Annotated in this window: 3 protein-coding genes; all 3 read right to left on the bottom strand. The window is 28.7% G+C overall.

Annotated features, from left to right (window positions below):
• Positions 1 to 71 precede the first annotated feature (71 nt).
• Positions 72 to 1,373 (bottom strand): ATP-binding cassette domain-containing protein, encoded by a 1,302-nt coding sequence (locus ACJA23_RS01025; protein ID WP_406614454.1) that lies wholly within the window; start codon positions 1,371 to 1,373, stop codon positions 72 to 74.
• The gene (locus ACJA23_RS01020; protein ID WP_406614452.1) at positions 1,373 to 10,450 is read right to left on the bottom strand and encodes an FtsX-like permease family protein; all 9,078 of its coding nucleotides are present in this window, start codon (positions 10,448 to 10,450) and stop codon (positions 1,373 to 1,375) included. The genes ACJA23_RS01025 and ACJA23_RS01020 overlap by 1 nt, the downstream gene beginning before the upstream one ends.
• A gap of 283 nt (positions 10,451 to 10,733) precedes the next feature.
• Positions 10,734 to 21,344 carry a GDSL-type esterase/lipase family protein gene (locus ACJA23_RS01015; RefSeq protein ID WP_406614450.1) on the bottom strand — a complete coding sequence of 3,537 codons (10,611 nt, stop codon included), beginning with the start codon at positions 21,342 to 21,344 and terminating at the stop codon, positions 10,734 to 10,736.
• Between the last annotated feature and the right edge of the window lie 211 nt (positions 21,345 to 21,555).

Below are 21,555 nucleotides of genomic sequence, written 5' to 3'. Positions count from 1 at the left end.
TCGAAGCTCTGTTATCCTTATTTTTTACATAACAAAAAAATACCAAACTTTTTAGATTTGGTATTTGTAAATTATTGCTCATCATGTTCTAAATCTTTTGGATGAGTTGGATTTGGATTTAAATCAATATTGCTGATTTTTCCGCCTTTAACATATACAACTTTATCAGCTATGTCTTTAATAGTAGGGTCATGTGTAACCATAACTATGGTTACACCGTATTTTTTATTAATATCATATAAATAACTTAAAACAATTTCAGATGTTTTTTCATCAAGCGCTCCAGTTGGCTCATCAGCGAAAATAATATCTGCGTTTTTAGCTAGTGCTCTTAAAATTGAAATACGTTGTTGTTGTCCCCCTGACATTTGAGATGGATATTTATTTTTTACATCTTCCATATCAAATTCAGTGAATAAGTCATTAATGTTTAGTTTTTTAGACTTATCTTTTTGTAAATATGCACCAGTTTCAACATTATCATAACCATTTAAGTTTTGTAGTAAGTTATAGTTTTGGAAGATAAATGACACATTTTCACGTCTAAATAATGTTAATTTTAAATCACTTAGATAAGGTAAGTTTTTATCACAAACAACCACATGACCATTACTTGGACGATCTAGTCCAGAAATTAAGTTTAATAAAGTAGATTTACCACCACCAGATTTACCAAAAATTAAAACAAATTCACCACGATTAATTGTTAATGAAACATTTTTTAATACACGAGTAACCACATTACCTGATAGATAGTATTTTGAAACATCTTTAACTTCTATGATAGCACCTTCAGTGTTTTTTAAGTTTTTAAATTCATCTGCTTTACGCTTTTTGTTTGATGCTGCTCTTAATTTACGAGCCATAGAACGATCAACAATCGCTCTATTACTTCCTCCATTAGCGTTTAAGGCTTCGAAAATATTATTTTTAGTAATCTTAAATCCAGCACCTTTTTTTGTCAAAATTAAATCTTCTTCAGCATTTTGGTTTTCGACTAATTCAGCTGGATTTTCTTTTTCTTCCACACTATTTTCAGTGTTTTCGTTCTCAGGTATTAGTACTTCTTCTGGTTGCTCTTGTGAAGATTCTTCGTTAGATTGTGTCTCTAATTCTTCAGGCTCTGTAGTTTCTTCTACTGCTTCTACTTGTGGTTCTTCTATTTGTTCTTGGTTTTCTTGGTCTTCTTGGTCTTCATTTGATTTTTGTAATTCTAAATTCTCATCTTCAAACACTTCGAGTGTTTGTGTTTGTTGGTCTTCTAAATTTTGTTCTAGCTCACCTAGTTCGTTAATATCATTTTCAACTGGTTGTTCGTTATTTTGTTCTAAAGATTTAGCTTTAGATTTAAATTTTCAAAATTTCTTAAACATTATTTTCCTTTCAATAAGTCAATTGGTTTAACTTTATCTATACTTCTTCAAGCATTAAATGAAGCAATGATAAAGATGGCAATAACACTTACTACTGTGACGATTATGTGGGTGAATGTAATTGCAGTCGGTATCGCTATTTGCGCCATTGTAATTAATAAATAACTAAATCCAGCGAGGGTGGCAAAAGCTAGTCCAACTGATATTAAAACTGCAATAAGAGCAAATGGTGCATAAATTGAGAAAAATACTCGGATTTTTTCACGGTTTGTGTATCCTAAAACACCTAAAATAGCTATGTTTTTCTCATTTTCATTAATTAAGATAGTTGAAACAATAATTAAGATACAGATAGCGATTGCAAAGCTAATAATTGCAAAACTGGTAATAATTTGTTGCATTGTTTTTGAAACAATTTGAATGTAATCAAATTCAATATCTTTTGAGACAAAACCACTAACTAATGGAGTATATATATTTTTATTATACAACTGTAAAAATTTACTGTTGTAATCTCCGTATTTATTTTTGTTTACTGCTTTATATTTATTAATTGCATCATCTAAATCAGTAGCAGTATTACCAGTTAGATAATGAATAATTTGCATTGGGGTATATCCATCGTGAATTAAAGCTCCATCAGCATATTCTGGACCTAGTTCTTTAAATCCAAAGATGGCATTAAATAATTGTGCTTGTTCACTATCATTTAGTAAATCTACATCAAAGTTAATTGCGTTTGGCGAGTAGCCAGATGGTGAATATACAGCAGCTGAATAAAGAATTTGATCTGGGATAAATGATTTAGATAAAACACCATTAAATGGTCGCTTATCACGAGCTTTATATTCGAGTGTATCTAAACCAGTTATGATATTAGCAGCAACTTGTGGAATGATAAATTCCTCATTAATGTAGGTTGGATTAATACCTACGATTTTGAAAGTAAATATTGGTGGTTTTTTGGCTTTTAAGCCTACTTGTTGATCTAATTTGTATTTAAAACGATTAACATTGTTTTCAACATATGAAACAAATTCATCACCAATTTTTAGCTTGTGTAAACCTCTGGAAACGTGGTTTATAATAACTGGTATTTTGTATTTACTTAAAGTTTCGCTAGTGCTGTTAGAGTTGTAATTTTTAACAGCTTGTTTAAATTCATTAACAAATTTTGTGTTATTGAATTTATACTCTCTAATAATTTCTTTTAGCCAGTTTTTACCATCTCGATTGATGAATTTAACAAACTTACTATCTTCATGATATCCATATAAAGTAACTAAGTTGCTTGGAGCTAGTGATAATTCTGGATTTGAATCATCCGATGAACTAGCACCTAAAGCTAATTTATCTTTTTGTTCTGTTTGATTATCTCCATTAGTTAAAAAGACTTTAGCATATGAATAAGTTTCATCTATTTTATCATTAAATAGTTTTAAAGCGTTAATTGCTACAAATAATTCGTTAATAATTTCACCATTACGCTTACCAGTAATGATATTGTTGTTTCTAGCTTCTAGATATTTATAACCATTAACTAAAAACTCACGATATAGTTTTCTAATTTCTGGTTCATTTGTTACTCTAAATGACTCTAATTTATCAAGTTCTTTATCATAACGAATGTATTTAAAGCTTCCTAAAGCAACATTTTCAGCATTAGGTGAATAAGAGAAAAATCCGTGACCGTTATTTTCTGCTAATGCTTTTTTAGTTTCATCGATGTTGATTTTACGAGCTAATTCATCTAAATTAGGGTTATTAAAGCGTAAGTTAGGTTGACTATTTTGTAGTATTGTAGCTACTTTGTTTCTAATTTGAAGCACTCTTGAACGATGGCTATCAGGTAGTTGATTGTAAATTACAGTTCATGGGTCATAAGAGCTAATTTGAACATTAACTGAAAATTGGGTTAAGATGTGACCGTCATTTTTGGTTGGATTACCGTTAACTAATCGACCATTATTATCCTTGCTTATTGCAGTTGAAATTCCAGGTCTAAAGAAGCCACTTTGATACATATCAATTTCATTAACTGTACCAATTGGGACATATAAAGTATTTTCTAAATCGTTAATTTGCTTGTTATCTAAATTAACTATAGCTGTGTTAATTGCACCTCCTTCAGTTGTTGGAGTAAATAAATCATACTTAAAGTTATAATCACGCTGTGAGTAAGTTTTATTAATTGACTCTTTAAATGCACCAGACGTAGATAGTCCCACTATTGTGGTAACACCAGCTAACACGATGCTAATTGCAAATGATAGAAGTTTTCAAAAACCATTAAAGGCAAGTGATAAAGAGAACTTGCTTTTTACATTTAATTTTTTAGCTTTAATTTGTAATTTATTGTGAATTTCACCTATATTTAACTCAACTATACCACTCATTAAATCAATAGCTTTTTTCTTTAGTGCATTTAAGCTTGATAAAACAATAATTAATGAGACAAAAACTAGCCAAATTGCCACATACATAATGGTAAAACCAATATTAAAGTTTAATGTTTGAATAGGAATAGTTCAAAAGCTTGACAAGGTATTTAAAGCAACACCATGTAGTAAATAACCAATTAAAGCCCCTAAAGTTCCACCTACACCAACGGTAAAGAAAGCAAAGATAGTAAGCGCACTTGAGATTTGCATTGGTGTATAACCTTGAGCCATTAAAATACCAAGCACTTTATTTTGACTAGCAATATATCTTTTAATGATAAACACAATTGAAACAGCAACTAGAATTGAGAAAAATACCATTAAAATTGTTGCTGTTAAATTAACACTAACTACTAGTTTTTCGATAAAAGTAATTCTTAACGAACGTTCTGGATTTAACTGATCAAAGTCAGTGTATTTATAGATAAATTTAGGTGGGGTTTTACCATTAGTTGCTATACCAAGTTGATTTAGTACTATTTTATTTAGTCTACTATCTAAATTATCTTCGTTTTTAAAGTACAGTCCATCTTCAATATTTGGATTTTGGATAGTTAGGTATCTTTTAACATGAATTCCACGGTTAATTTCTTGAACACGACTAAATCCATTTGAGTTAACATATACAATTGCTTGCTTGTTAGTGTTTACTTGAATATTATTTTCATCAATTAGTGGATAGAAATAGTCAAATGATAAGTCAGTTCCTACAATTAAGAACCTTGCACCATTGACATTTAATAAGTACTCTTCTTTATTTTCTTTTTCTAACTGCTCAATTAACTGACGCATTTGCTCTGGTTCATTTGGAATGAATCCACTATAAACACGTTTGTGGTTTGCTTCTGCGTAAGCCTGGTTGATTTTAGCTATATATGAAGAACTTTGAGTATATCTAATAAATGAGTTATCTAAAATAATACCTGTAATGGTATCCATTACACTAAATAAAACACCAAGTAAATTAGTATCAAAGAAACTTTTAATTATCGGATCTTCACCTTGAGAAAGCTCTTTTAGTTTTAATAAATAGTCATTGTCAATTGCTAATTTAGTATAGTAATCTTTTTCAAAAGATGGGTTTGAAACTTTTACATTAATTTGATTTTGGAAGAAAATATTGTTAATAAAGTCATAAGCATTTTGCTCATTTTCAAATACTTCATCAAAATCAATAAGTTTGTATTTAACTAAATAATCAAGGTTTGCGTTTTTAGATACTGAAGCTGAATCAGCTGAAGAGTTAGTTAAAGTTCATAAAATCAAGTTTGGAAATTTATTTCTTAAAATTGAATTTAAGTAAATATCACGAATCCCAATTTGGTCATAAGAGAAGACTTTATAGTTTTGTTGAATTAGTAATCTAACAATGTCAATATATCTAACATTTTCTTGGCTAACATTTTCACCTTCAATACTTCCAGCTACTTTTTGTAGTTCATATAGTTTATCATTAGCTAAAACTCTAGTAATTAGTAAATAAACTAAACTAGCATACACATTTTGATATGGGAGATTATATTCGACTACATTATTGTTTTTGTTAAACAAGATATATAGTTGTGCTTGCCCATTATACGCAAAAGCTTGTGTAATTAAGTACTTATTAGTAATTAAAAACTGTTTATAGCTTGGGTATTTGTTTGCTAAATTTCTAACTGATGGATTTCTAAACTCACCAATTGAATTAGTAGCAAAAATTTGTGATGATATCGCAGCAGTTTCAACAAGTCCTTTAGTTACTTGGAAATTATTTTTGCTATCATAAATTGCTAGGTTATTTCCGTATTTAGCTGATAAATTAAAGTTATTAACTATATTAATGATTTGCGAATTATTCGCAAGTGCTAGTAAATCCAGTGCAAACGCTTTTTTAGTAGCTAAATCAGCATCAGTATTAAAGAATATTTCTGTTCAAATTTTAGAAGCTCACAGTGAATCTTTAATTAAACTAAAGTTATTTCTAATTTGAGGTTGAATAAAAGTATCAACCACAGTACTGAAAGTACTAAATAATGAATTATTTGATCAGTTTGAATCACCTTTTCCAATTAATCCAAAGTTATTAAAGTATAACCATATATCACTAACACTTTCAATGGTATTAATACTTGGCATACGAGAATTTAACTTAAATAAGTTAAGTATTTTAGATCAAGTATTATATGTTTTTACAATGTCTTCTTGATTGTAAACACTGGTTTTTATATATTTTTGGGTTGCAGGATTATATTTTGTTCCATTTCAACCAAAGAAAGCGCTTAAAGCATTTTTGATATCAGTTGGAACTTGCTCAATATTTATTTCTGTTTTATCAGCAATAAACTCAAGCGTATTTTCTAATCCTTCAAAACTAAAACTATAAATATCACTAGTATTAGCTCTATTTTCTGAATTTGGATTGGCATTTTTGTTTAACAAGCTACCTAAATTTAGCCCAACTAAACTAATTAAGTCATTTAAATCTAATTTGTTAGGATCATCAGCTGGAATAATGATATTAATATTGCTATTGTAAGCAAAATCAGTTCCTAAGTTAGATAAATTTAACCCTTTTGCTAATTCAGTTTTTAATCTACCAGAACTACCTGGTGTTGCAAATAGTGATTTTAAGGCTGCGTAAATTAAATCTTGAGTTTCAAGTGATTTTAGAATTAAGTTTTCCGTTACATTGGTTTCACCACCAATTTCATTGTAAAACACCCTATTAACTACTGTTAAAGGAGTTGATTTAATTTTTGAATCAACAATCTTACTAAATTGATTAAAATCATATGATTTAACAAAGAATTTAAGTAGGTTTTTTAGGTTATAAAACTGGTTGGTAGAATTTGGATTTTTTTGGGCATTTAGTGTTTTAATAAATGCTTTTAATGGATCAGGAATTGAGCCACCAAATAGGTTAACAAGCGGATTAAATGAACCATCAAATTTAGCTATCGAGTTAAAATCAATATTATCAATAATTGCATATAACTGTGATTTGATAACATTAGAATCAATGCTTTTTAAAGCTCAACTTAACATTTCGTGTAATGAAAACTTTTTAGTGTATAAAGTTGGTCTGTTATTAACTGTAAAAGTTAAACTTTGTGGCTCATCATTAATCATTACACCATTTTCACTAGCTAGTGTAACTGCACCGACTTTAAAGTTAATTGAAAACTGATTTGGATTTTCATTATTAACTCTAAATCCAATACGATTGTCTAAATAAGTTTGTTTATTTTCACTAAAAAGAGGATCTACATTAGCTATAAAAATGTTTGGATCTACATTTTTGTTAAGTAAGAAAATTTGTAATGCTTGGTTGTTTCCATATACTAAATCAAGTGTTTTAGTAAATTTATCAAAAGTAAAATAAGCTTTTCTGCCACTAGCTAAAGCTGAATGTAAGTTATATAAATAATTAGGATTTTTATTTACTTCTGGATTTAAAGTTAGTAAGTTGTTTAACTTTAATGCTTTAGCGATATTTTGTTCTTGAATTAAGCTTTCATGTAGTGTTACAGATTCAAGTAACGCTTCTTCACGGTTAACAAAGTTAAAATCTAGTTTTTTGATTTCAAACTCACCAGTTTGATCAAAAGTTTTTCCGTGCACATTTGTACTAAAATCATTAGAAAACTCAGTGAATTTTTTGATGTTAAATCCTGCTACGATGTTTTTTAGTGACTCAATAAAATCAGCAGGACGAGCTATAAAGTCTAAATATTTAAACAAAGTATCTGCATCAATTTTGATACCAAATAAAAACTCAATTAGTTTAAATAATGAAATTAATTGTTCTTTTAAATATGTTCTTTGTTCAACTAATGTTCTTAAACGACCACTTTTATCATATTTAAGTTTGTAAATGATAGTATTAAACATATCATTAAATCATTTAGAAGCATAATCACCATTAGGATCATGTGATCAGAAATAAAATGTATCAATAACAATTTTAGGAATAGTTCCTAGGTTAATTGATCCAGAAGATATTGTGTTGGCAAAATCATTTTGGGTAAATGATTGTTCTAAAACTTTTGAATAACTATATAAAGTATCTTTTGCAATAAAACCTTCTTTAATTAAGTCAGATTGCAATAGTCCACGTACGATATATTCAACAGCTAACTTAAATGTACCAGATGAACGAGCTTCATTAATAATATCAGCTTTCGGAGCACGATAACCAGCTGGTATAAAAACAGTACTTGGAAAACTTGGGTTGTATCTAACTCAACCATTTGGATTAATTTTAGCCATAATGGTTAATTGTTGTGAAGTTAAATAATGATCTATTGGTGTATTGTTAACTAAAGCATATTTTCTAGTTAATTCAGGTGTTAAAATAAAACCATTTGGATAATTAGTATAATCAACATTTTCTCACCTTAAAATTTGAGATTTATCTGTGTTATATACTGGTTTTACTATAATAGCCGTATCTGGAGATAAAAAGACAATCCCTAATCCAGCAAATTGAGCTTCATTTTTTAAAGCCGTAGCTTCATCGTAGTTACCTAAATAAACAACTTTTTGGTTGATTAATGTTCTATATTTTAAGGTACGATAGTCAATTAAACGAACAGGGAAATAATCAATTACTGATTGAATTAATGCGTCATCAGGCTTTTTATTAATTCCTTCTCCGTATAAAATTTTTGCTGCTAATTTTGGAGGTAATTGTTTAGTTCTAAATGCAGAAGCTAATTGATCTGCATTTTTATTAAGTAAATTTCTACGAGGGTTTCTGTTTTCGTTTGCTAATAAGTTTAAGTTGTTTGGTATTCCATTAATTCTACGGTCATTATCCCCAACATTAACAAAATGGAAAACATTTTTTTCTCCATCTACATATCCATCAACTGTAGCAGTTTCACGAATACCTAAATGTCTACCACGAGGTTTGTTTTTTAAATCTGTATTTAGTTGATCGATTTTAACTTTAATTCTATTAGCTAAATTTTTACTTTCAACTACATCAACAAATGAGTTGAAAATATTTAATTCAACAATTAATTTAGTTCTTTCTTTGATGTAATCGTATTTATCTTTAGCTATTTGTGAATTAGTTAAATCTAAATATGTTTGATAATCAAGTGTATTTTGCTCATTGTTTGTAGCGATTTGAGCAATAGTTTTTTTACCATCAAAACTAAATTTAGCATAATCAGGTTCATTTGTAATAAAACGACTAATTTCTGTATTTGGATTAGTATCTGTTAAATACTTTAGTTGAATGTTATTAACTTCATCTAGTCCTAAAAATAAATTGCTAGTACTAATACCACTAGTGTTAATAATTTTTTGTCTTGGATTAGATGGATCAAAACTATAATCTAAAGTAGTGATTTGTTTAACAAAGTAATTGAATGGTTTTAGTTCCTCTGGTGTTTTACCATTTGAATTAGCGATTTGATTTTCAATATATTTACGATATGCACCTTTTCAAGATTCTTTATCTTTTGGGTCGTAAGTAGTTTCGTAAAAATAACGACTAAAGAAAGTGTAGTTTTCACGGTATTTAACTCAATCAGTTGGTACAGTTAAATAACTTCCAGCTTCAAAAGTATAATAATCATAAATTGTTTCTTGCGGTCTAACTTGTGAAACACTTGGAACTAAATTTGAAATAACAAAAGATTTAAGAGGAATGTTAAAAATTGAGTTATTAACTTGACTAGCTTCATCATCTGGATTAATAACTAAATTACTAAAGTTAGCTAAAGTTAAATTTCTACCCCTTAAAGAACTTAATGAAGCACTATAAGCTTCATCAGATGAGTTGGAAATTTGGTATTTTGATAACCCTAAGGCTCTTGCGACAAAACTGGTGGGAACTTGATAAAAAGGAATATTTGAATTTCTTCAATCAATCATTTCTAATGTATCGAAAGTGGCAGTGTTATTTGCTAAATTCAAATATAAAGGTTGGAACTGAGTAAAAATTACGACATTAGTATTTCTAATATCACGATTGATGTTTGCTATATCACTTAAACGAAAAAGTCTTCTGAATGTAAAATTAGATCTAGGATTTACATTAGTATTTTTAACATTTAATGTAAACTGATTAGAAGAATTTTTGGTGTAAGTTTTGATATTGTATTTTTTAAGAAATCTAATTCTTTTAGAAGTTTGGGTTTCGTCAAATAGAAGTTGTAAATGATCTTGAGCATTATTTGGTAGTTCTGAATTATACAGATTATACATACTAGTAAAATCATCTAGATGAATGTATCTACTTGCATAAGGTTGACGAGTAATGCCAAATAAACTGATTGGAATATATTTTTTTTGTTGAATTTTTGGGTCTTCAGCAATCTTTTCTAAATTAAGTAGGTTGTAAACTTTCTTATAATTATCTTCAACATATCTAATAGGCTCGACTGAATCGTTTAATTTACCATTAACACTATAACCACCATTAGCAGCTGAACCATTAATTGGAATTTGATTTAAATCTAATGTGTAGTGATGTTGGTTTGATTTTAGTCTAAAAGCATAGTATTGATTGGTCATTGCTCTACTTGTATCGTTTAACAAAGCAAAAATTCCGGTAGTTAAAAAAATAAGCACTGTTAAAGCAAACAATACAACTTTGTTTTTAAATATCGACTTAAATACTTCTTTTAAGATATGTTTCATTTACACCTAGTCCTTAATTTTTAAATTACTTATATTATAACTTTTTTAAAAGTTAATAACTGAAAAATATGGAAAAACTAGGTTATTCATACTTTTTTTAAAGAAATTAATTAGTTGGTTTAGTGCTACTAGAAAAATCTCAATTCTAATAGAAAATCAATAAACCTTATGCCCATATACGAATGTATGTGGGTTATATTTGTTTCTAGTCATTAAACATTCTAAAAGTATAGAAAAACCACACCTATTGATGTGGTTAATACATTTTAAGATTTAATTTATACTATCTTCTTTTATTTAAGAAACGTTCTAAGTTTCCATCACGAAGACCTTGTCATAAGGCTTCTCAACCTTTTATACCTGTATTACCTCTATATGGGTAATCTTTAAATCAAATAATTGCTTGTAATGAATTAGGGTTGTAATTTCATTGATACACACCATAGTAACTTCTAGCACCTTGGACGAATGTATCATTAAATCATCATCCATCTTTTGTAATACCTAAACTGTTATATACATCACTTAATTTAAATCCGTTTCAGTTTGGTTTTCTTTTCATTTCATCAAGTAGTGCTTTAGTTCTACCATTTCTAAAGTATGTATCATACGCTGCATCTCTTGAACTACCATTAATGTACCCTTCAACACTTGGTCCTATACCGTTTCATCATCAGTATGAATTACCCATATTTTTATTTGTAAATCAAAGGAAAATAGTAGTTAATCTAAACGCTGCTTTATAACCCTCATTGTTTTTGTAATTTACAAAATCAAAACCATTTCTTACACCTCTAATATATCTCGCATGCGCTTGTTCTATTGAGTGTTCTCAAATCATTGTATAAAGTGATTTGATAAAATCAGTTAATTTACCATGTAAACTAATTAAGTTTTCATCAAACGCAAAGTTGTATTTTCTTGGTGTAAATCCGTTGTTATTTGTTGTTGCAGGTGTATTTGTTTTGTAAATATCCAATTGACGACTTAAAACGCCATAAATTCCTGTTCTTCTATCAAAATCACTAGCATCAAATAATCTATTAATAAATGATACATAAATTTCAGGTGTCATATATTTACTATGTCTAATTGAATTTAATAAATCAACTCTATTTAATACTTGGTGTAGCGATATGCTGTTGTTTTTATTTGAATATCCATCTTGAAGAATGATTGAAATTAAACCATTAATTACATCATCATTGAATTGTGCTGCTGCTATTCCTGTTTGATAGTTGGTTGTACTTAAGTTGTAGAACAGTCTATCGATAATAGTATTAAATGATCAATCACCTTGGAATCTAGTTGTTGTTAAGTGTTCAAAGAAAGCTTTCATCATAGCTTCAAAGTTTCGTTGGTCAACTTGTCAGTTAAATCTAAATCCACTGTTATTTAGTTTTGAAATCACAACTCTAGCTAATGTTTTATAGAAAATTCCTGATTTTGGATTTGATGGAGTTAACACTTCTTTCAATCACTCTTTGAAACTATCTTTAATACTGAATCTGTGGTGATTTTTATCTATTTCTAACACTTTTTTAAGTGCTTGTTGTCAAACGACAACAGAATCGGCATAGAATTGTTCTTTATTATCAATAATTGTATTAAAGAATTTCTTAATAAATGTTTTAAGTCCATTGCTGTTTACTAAAACTTCCATCATGCTTGTAATATCACGAGCATCAGCTTCAGAATTTGAACCTAATAATACTTCTGGAATTTTTAAATCACGAACTAATTTTCCAATTCTTGATACACCATCAGCACCTGTTTGCCCATTAATTAATTCTGTATTTAAGAATTTATCAACTAAATCGCTAACTAATTGTTTTAAGTCAGTTACATTTTGTGATTTTCTGAAGATTTGATCTTTAAGTAGTTTTTTGAACGTTGAATAGTTTGTAATATCAAATGCATTTTGCACTTGTTTTTGAATTGCTTTAGTTACTTCACCAACGCTTGTACTTGTTTTAATAGTTTCAACAATTGTATCAACTATTGAATCTAATAGACCTCAATCTTTAACGATTCTGTCTAAATTATGTGTAAATTCTTGAACTAATCTTTGGTATCTATTTGGATTGTTTAATTTAGCAAATCCTTTGATGAATTTTTCAAAAATTACATTATCAAGTAGTTTTTTAACTTCTGAATCTCTTAATGATTGTAAAACAATCTCTTTAAGTGTATTTTTAACTTCGTTTCCGTTACTATTTACATAATTTTTAAGAATATCAATAACACCATGCGCATTTGTTATAAGTGTAGGATTGTTAAATAGATAGCTAAATGTATCTTTAATTATTTTCTTAATTGCAGTGTTATTTCTTGCTGCACTTTGAATAGCTTTTTTAATAAGAGATTGATCAACTATCTTAGTACTAATAAACTCTTTGGTTGTATCAGGTAGCATTGATCAAATAAGCTCTGAAACAGTTGGAATCTTAAGCGCTGCGTCACCTTCAACCACTAAATCATAAGCATTTTCAATTAACTGAATAAATCCATTTTGGTTAGCTGTTGAGATAATACTGTGGTCACTAAAGATAGCTTTAATAACATTGATTGAGTATGTTTCGCCATTTTCTTTAGATGTAAAGATTTCCAATGTGCCTAAAATTGTATCTACAAGTGGTTTAGCTACTTGTGTATGATTTGCGGTTCTTAGTGTTTCAAATAACTTATCTAAAACTGAGTAGTATAAACCAGCTCCATTATTTGCTTTAAGTGTTTTGTTTGTAATTTTTACAACTTTTAAGACTACTTTTAAGATTTCACTTGGATTTGAAATATTTTTAAATAGTTTTTGTTTTAGTGAAGGATATGAATCTAGCTGTTTGAAAACTAAATCAGCTAAAAATCCTCTTGTTGTATCATCGTCAATAATAACATCAATAAATTGTGAAATTGATTGAATTAAATCATTTTTATCTTGAGTGTTAAATTCAAATAATTTATTAATTAATTGTGACAATGAGTTAATTGCTTCAAAACTATTATGTGATGTTAGTTCTTTAGCACGTTTTAAACTCTTAACCACAAGTTGTCTAACAAATGGTTTAAATTGAGGTTTGTTAAATACCGTTTTAATAAATGTTTTTGTGTTATTTAAATCAGTTTTGAAGTTGGTTTGTAAGTATTTAGCAAAGTTATCAACTAATTGAGTGTTTGTAGAACTTAAAGTTGAAGTGATTAATTCAACAATTGCTTCACTATGGTCATTTAGTAAACTCGCAAATAGTAAACCTTTTTTCAACACTGATACATTCGATGTATCAAGAACTCTAGTTAATACGCCATTTAGATTATTTTGGAATTTAACATATGTATCTTGTTGTCCAACTAAATTAACAACATTTTGTAATAAGGTAGTTAATAATGGATTAGTTGTATTTGCGTCTTGCTTAATAAATGTATTTAAGCTCATTAATAAGGTACGAACAATTTGTCCTTGAATTTGAGCGTTTTTAATTGTAATTCCATATTGTTTGGTTAAATATGTAGTTACATCATTAGCAATTGCTACTGATTTTTCATGTGAAAGAATTGTAGGTATAACATTTTGTAAAAATCCAGTAAATTTAGACTTAAATGCCGGGTTGTTTTTTACAAATTTATGCAATAATCCATAGATTTGGTTTAAATCACCACTTAAAAGTGTAGGTAATTGATCTTTTCAACTTAAATCATCTAATAGAGCTTTGATTAATTCTTTACCTAAGCTGATGAATGATTCATTAGCTACAATGCCGCTTAATACATCCTTAAAGTTAGCAAATTGAACAGCTTGTAGTACACCAGAATTTCCTAGTGAACCTTTAGAAGCCATACCTTTAACAATGTTTGAAAGTGTATGATTTTGTGCTAATTTACCGAAAATTTCTTGTGATAAATAAACAACTGTAAATTTATGTCTTTGAAGAATGTTGTTGTTTGAAGCTGTTAATTTATTTAAGAATTTTCTAGCAAAATCACCAATATTATTTGTTATTTTGGTTGTTAAAACATTTGAAATTGCAACAGGAATACCAGTAAAGTTATGTGCTTTAATAGCCTTATCAACTGCATCAATTGTTGCGTTAAACACATCTAGTTCATTAAGTAGATCATAACCGTTATTTAATAAATCAGTTAATAATTGGTCTGTGGTCAAGCTTCTATTGCTTAAATCAATGTTTAACTTAGCGATTTCAGCTTTGATTAATTTAACTAATACACGCTGTGTATCAGAATTTTTAACCATATATCTTAAGAAATTAGTGATATTAGTTTTAACAGGTGCTAAGTTAATTGCGTCTGCAACTATTGTATAAACTTGTTGGATATCTCTAGAACTTTTTAGCCTATTAATTGTTGAATCGCTTAAAGCATTAGTTGTGAATCTTTTAGCAACTGCTAAAAAGTCGTCATTAGTTAAAATTCTACTAAATAGTAATTTAACATCGTTTTTATTGATTTGGCTTGAATTTTGGTAGCCTAAATTTTTAATTACTGATGATGCTATACTTGCTGCAATAACATCAGTATTTCTTTTACTAAATAAGTTGTTAAATACACTATTTAAGCCAGTTCTTAATGTTCCAAATGAACTGTCGTTTACAACTGCTTTAATTAATGCGTTAAGTTGTTTTTGACCTTCAGGAGTTTTGTATTGGTCAAAAATTTGTTGTAGTAATTGGAAAACAACATCAGATGCTTGGATTTGTAAACCATTAATTTTTAGTTGCGCAAAGACTGCATCAACTACTTTTCTAGATAATTTAGCATGATTATCAACTACTGAATAAATTCCTAAGAATGAATTTACAAACGCTTGTTTATTTTGAATTACAGAGAAAATTGGAGCTAATTCAGGGTCGTTTAAAACTGCTAAAACTGGACCAGTTACTAGTTCTCTAACTTTGGTATTTGCTACTGTTCTTTCAACTATTTTATATAGTTGATCTTTAAGTTTAGTTTCAAAACTATTGTTGCTTAAGATTACTTTTAAAACATCACCATATGAGTTAAAACTTTCTAAGCTTGATTTACCTAATGAATCAATAATTGATTCAATGTTTTGAGGTAATAATTCAATAACTTTTCTAAGTGCGTCAGTAATTTGGCTATCTGCGATAACTGCGTTAATTGCTTGAGATACTTTTGTAGCATCTAAATTTAAGCTTCTAGCTAAATTTGCTTGATTTGCTCTTAATTGACTAATAAATCAATCGTAAGTTACGTATTTAGTAACTGCTTTTTTAGCGATTTTCTTAATGATGTTTCTTTGAGTTGTATCTCTAATAACTTGTGAGCTAATTACTTCTTTTACTACTGAAAAATCAGTAATTAAGAAGCTTAATAGCTCGCTTGATAATCTACTTGAGAAACCATCAAAGTTAGTTATATTTCGATCGGCGATAATAGTTTTAACTTTTGAAAGGATATTTAGAATTAATGGGTTAGTTGGGTTTAATTCTAAAATTGATTTAACAGTGGTTAAAATTTGTTTTACTGTTTCTTTGGTTAAACCACTTTGAGTGTTATCTAATAATCCTAAACTTACAAGTTTTTGGTTAATGTTAGTTACATTTAGAATTGACTCATATAATGAATCATTTAAGTTAGTTAAAGCTTTACTTACAAGGTTATGAACTGCTGTATTAAAGTTGTCATTAAAGACATTTCCTGCTAAACCAGCTTGTAATGTTCTAAAGACAAAGTCTTTAAAACTAATATTTGCTGGTAAAGTAATTTTGATATCTAAAACAGCACTAGCTAAATCTTTTACGATAGTAACTAAGTTTCTATCTAAAATATAGTTATTTTCAGTTGAGTTAGCATCTTTGATTATGAAGTTTAAGTAAGTATTTAAAGCAGCTGTTTGGTTACTATTTGGAATTAGTGAATTTAGCAGGTTTGTATAAATTTGAGCATTTTGTCCAGTTACTTCTTTAAATTGATCAATTAAAGCGTGTAAGATTGACCTTACATATGGTTTGTATTGGTCTTTTAATAATGGAGAAGCTTGGATTTTGTTAAATAATTTAACTCACTGAGGTCCAATATTACCATTAGGTTGTACAAATGCACCTAATTTTTGTTTATAAATATTAAAGATATCTGCTGGTAAGTTAACAAATTTAGCTTTAACTTCTGCAACTGTGGTTGCTTGTTTTGCTTGACCTAAAACGTCAAATACTTTAGTAACTACAGCTTCAAGTGTGTTTCCATCTATATCTAAAATTGAAACAATATGAGGTAAAGCTTCACTTACAATTGCTTGTGATTGTGTTTTGTTTGATAAAGTTGGAACGTATTTTTCTAAGTAATGAGCTGCAATTTTACTAATTGCTGTTTTAATTGAGTTATTTGAAACACCATTTTTAACAACATTAATAATTGTTGGTTTTAATGATAAATCAATGTGAGCGATAAATTTAACTAAAACATCTTCAAGTTTAGTTAATCTACTTGGTACAACTGCTTTTAGAGCATTTGTGATAGTTGTTTTAATTGAACCTTTTAAGTTAGGTGCTAAATCTAATACACCTTTGTAAGCTAATACTAAATCACTGCTGTATGGGCTTAATTCACTTGGTAATAGTCCGTTGATTAGCACTGACATTAAGTCATTATTTGAAATTAAAGCACTAGCTAAAATACCAATCGGTTCTGCATAACTAGGTCATTCAGTATCTGAAATTGTTTTTCAAAAGTCAATGATAAATTTATCAACTGTTTTGCCTAAAACTTCACTTTGTAATTTTGCTAATAATTCATTTGTAAAGTTAGCAAACTTATTGTGAGTTTTATAGTTAGCAATTGCATCAGTAACTACTTTGGCTATTTTGTCTGCATTATTTTTGATTAAGGAATTATAAAGCTTATCAAGTAGGCTGTTGATTTTAGCTTTTTGATCAGCTGATAAAGGAGAGTTTGATTCACTAGCTATTTGAGCAACTTGATTATTAATTTCTTTGATAGCTAAAGTTTTTAGTTTCTCACTTGGTAATAATGTTTCTAAAAATCTTCTAAATTCATTTAGGTAAGCTGTATCTTGTTTTGATAATTTATCTAGTAAACTTGAACTTAAATTTGAAACAGCATTAACATTAACTACACTAAGTAGTGGTTTTAATAAAGCTGAAGTGGTAAAACTTGATAAGTTTTGCACACCTGAAATTAAACCATCAGCCATTTGTAAAATGGTTTCTTTATTTTCACTTAATGTGTCCAGTGCGATGTTAACTGTTTTAGTAGTGAAATCTGGATCTAAAGTGATTCCTAGTTGAGTTTTTGATAATTGAATTAATGATTTAGTTAAAGTTTTTGACAGTCTACGGTTGGTTACGATACTATCAAATAAGTTTGCAAATACTTGTTTTAGAACAGGTTTAGTTTGTGGGTTGCTAATTAAAACTTTAACAACTGGTAAAGCTTTAGTTGAATCACCTTTAACTAAAGCTTTTAAGTCAGTAATAAACTGATTGTTATTTAAGTTATCAATTGCACTACCAGCAACTAATTTTAATAGCACATATAAGTTTTGATTTGCTAACTGTTGATTAACTAAACTTAATACTTCGTTTTTATCAGCGTAATCAGCATTTTGATCGACTCAATTTGAAACTAGACCGCTAATTATGTTTTGAATTACTGGTTGGAATGATTGTAAAGTACTATCAAAAGCTCCAGGAGTAGTTTGAATTTCTCCTGAAATTTTGCTAATTGTAGCAGTTACAATTTGTTTTAGGATTGCAGTATGAGGTCTAATTGTATCACTTGTAATAAAGTCCACAAAGACACTAGCTGTGTTAGAGTTATTTCCTAAAGTATCAACAATGATTTTAAATAACTGATTTGGAAGTTGGCTTAAGTTATTAGCTACTTGATTTTCTTGTGCATTTGAAACTGAGGCTAATAATCTTTCTTTTAATTTTGTTAATAAAGCAAAGTTGTTGCTTTTAATTGCTGTTAGGAATTTATTTACTAGTGTAGTTGCGAATGCTCTAGAGTTAGCATTTGGAATTTGATATCCATTTAGTAAAACTTGTTGCACTAAATTTACTAGTAGTGATGAAATTTGAGAGTTATTAGCTACATTTTTAACTAAATTTATAATTGGGTTAATTGAATTTTCACTAATTAAAACTTTTCAAACTCTAGCTACTAATTGATCAGGTGAAGTTAAGTTTTTAAATCTTTGGATATTACTGAAAATGTTATCTACAACAACGTCAATAAAGTTGGCTAGATTTTTACGTCCATTACCTGCGTTATCTGCATTAATTAAAATTGTTAAGAATTTTTCAACATTAGCAGCTGATAGGAACTTGCTTAGACTTTGTCTAATATCAACTGGTACTAAATTAATTGCATTTTGTAAGTTAAGTGGTGTGTTTGATGAAGTTAATACACGGTTGTATAAAATGTTTTTAAGTAATTGTTTTAGTACATTTTTGTTAGCTTGGTTGCTAAATACTGGAGAATCGGCAAATTTAGTAAGTAGTTTGAAAATACCAGTTCAATTATTTTGGTTTGATAAATCAAATTTAGGAATTGAAGCCTGAATTAATGAACCACCTAAAAGTTCAGCAGCTGAGTTTTGTGTACGACCTGCAATACCTAAAAGCATATTGCTTACTGCGTCTTTAACAATTCCTAAATCTTTAACATTGGTAATGGTAAAGTTTAATAAATCTGACACAAAACGTTTGTAGTCATTTTTTTGTGATTCATTTGTTAGTAATTTGTTATCTGTAAAAAGTTGAACTAAAGCACCTGCAAATAGGTCTTTACCATCTGCAAGCATTTTAAATACTAAATTGTTAATGGCTGTTGAAAGCTCATTAATTTGATTGTTGTATTTATCAATTGCAGCTTTTAGGTTATTTCCACTAACATTAGCAGTTGAAGGTCTTGAAATTAAAGCAATAAGCAAGTCTGAAAATGTTCTAACATTTTCATCATCAAAATTAGCTGCATTATCTGAGTAAGTGTCAACTAATTTGTTAATTAAAGTTTTTAATTCTTCACTTTTGGCAACATTGACAAATAATGTTTTAAATTGGTTAAGTTGCTCAGTTGATTTTAATCCAATGCTATTTAAGGTTGGAACTAGTTTATCAAAAAACAAGTCTAAAATCTTTGGACCAAATTGCACCATTCCATTGTAAAGCACATTTTTTAGTCCTCTTTTGAATGTTTCACGGTGTTGATTTACGAACTCGTTTTTAGATAAGAATTTAATTAACTTAACAGCAGTTTGCTCATTAGCGAAAATATTACCCATTAAGCTAGCGAAACTATCAAAAGTTAATTCATTTCTTTTAACTAAGTCAGCAATTCCGTTTTGTGCATCGGTAAACATTTGTTGCACAAAATCACTATTAACTAGTTTCTTAACGATTCTATCGGCTTCAGGTCTAAAAGTAACTGTTCCATTTACTTCAGTAAATAGAATTTTGTTAAAGTTCATTTCAGGATCTAAAGTACGATAAATTTCATTGTTTGTTAAGTAGTGTAAAACTTCTAGTGTTACTTGTTTGTACACTAATGAAAATGAAGTGAGTCTTTTACCAAAGTTAGCTGGGCTTTTTAAACTAGCTAATCTAGCTTCATCGACTTCATTTTTAGCAATGTAATTAGCTGTTGAATCACCAAATAGTGTGGTAGGTGAAACGGTACTTTCAAATTGGTATTCAACATTTTGAAAGTCTTTATCTAAATACTCACTAGTAAATTCTGGATATGGATCAAATCCTTCACCACCGTTGGCAGGACTTGCAATTTTCATGTATAAGTCCATTGCCATTTTTTTGTAAGCTTTAGTGCTTGGGTGAATATCTAAAAATACAGAGCTGTATGTATTAACATCACTTTCTCAAAATGGTCTGTTAAATGTTTCAACAAAGTTTAAGTTGTTTTTTAGAGCATTTTGTCTAATGATGTTATTAACAGTGTCAGTTACTAGTTGAACCACATTAACTTCACGTCCAATAACTTGACTAATTTTTTGTTGAATAATTTTACCAACTGCTAAAAAAGGTTCTGGATATGCAATAACGTTAATGTTAGCATTTGGTGCTTTAGCACGTAAAGTTTGAAATAGTTTATTCAAGTTATTGTTTAAAACTTGATTAACACTATTAAGAACTGAGTTTACAAAAGTAATTGTGTTTTGTAAAATCGGCTTATCTAAAAGTAAGTTTTTGATTGGAATAGTTAAATCTTGTTCTGCAATACTTTTTATAAGTAAGAATAAAAAGTCATTAAAACCGATTGATAATGTAACTAAGTTAGCATCTCTTAGTTCTCTTAAAACCTTGGCTTTATCAATGTTACCTAATGCGTTGCCCTTAAAAATTCTTGCATCACCATTTTCAGCTGATACACCAAAAAGTTGTAATCAGTCAATGGCTGTTGAACCTGATACGGCATAGTTATTAAAACTTTCTAGCCTGTTCATTTTAGCAAATGTATTTGCTAAAAAGGCAGGGTAAGACGCACCAGTAACACGATTGTTTTTAAATTCCCCTGGATAATCTTGGGGTAGTGAGCCATCAAAACCAGCTGTAATTGAATCACCTAAAGCAATATACTTGACTTTTTGAGTTTGTCCAATTAAGTTTCTTGAAACTCTACGGTTAACTCTTCTTTCAATTCTAATGCTGTGTAGGTTTTCAGTTGCATTTGAATTAGATGTTGCTTCAGCAGAATCTTTAGTTCTAATTTCAAACTCACCTTCCTTGTGGGTTGGTGCTTTTCCGCTGATGTCTTCTGGTTTTGTAAAACCGGCATCACCACGTTCAATTTCTTTTGAACTACCTGGCGCAGCACAAGCTGCTACTAACGACATAGAGCTTAAGAAAGCACCTAATGCGGTTAGTTTTTTAAATTTATTTTTCATTGCCATAATAGTCTCCTATTCAGTTTTTATTTTTAATATAAATAATTATATAGTTTTATATAAAATAAATGATTTACTTTTAAGACTACTGTGTAGGGTTAAAAGTATTATAAAAGCATATTTTTTTAGTGTTTTTATAAATTATTTATCAAAAAAATATTTCTTAGTTTTTAATCCTTATGGAATTAATTCCATAAAATGACTTTTAAGT

Source organism: Mycoplasma corogypsi, assembly GCF_045276875.1.
Taxonomy (GTDB): Bacteria; Bacillota_I; Bacilli_A; order Mycoplasmatales; family Metamycoplasmataceae; genus Mycoplasmopsis; species Mycoplasmopsis corogypsi.
This window is presented reverse-complemented; position numbering and strand designations above follow the sequence as displayed.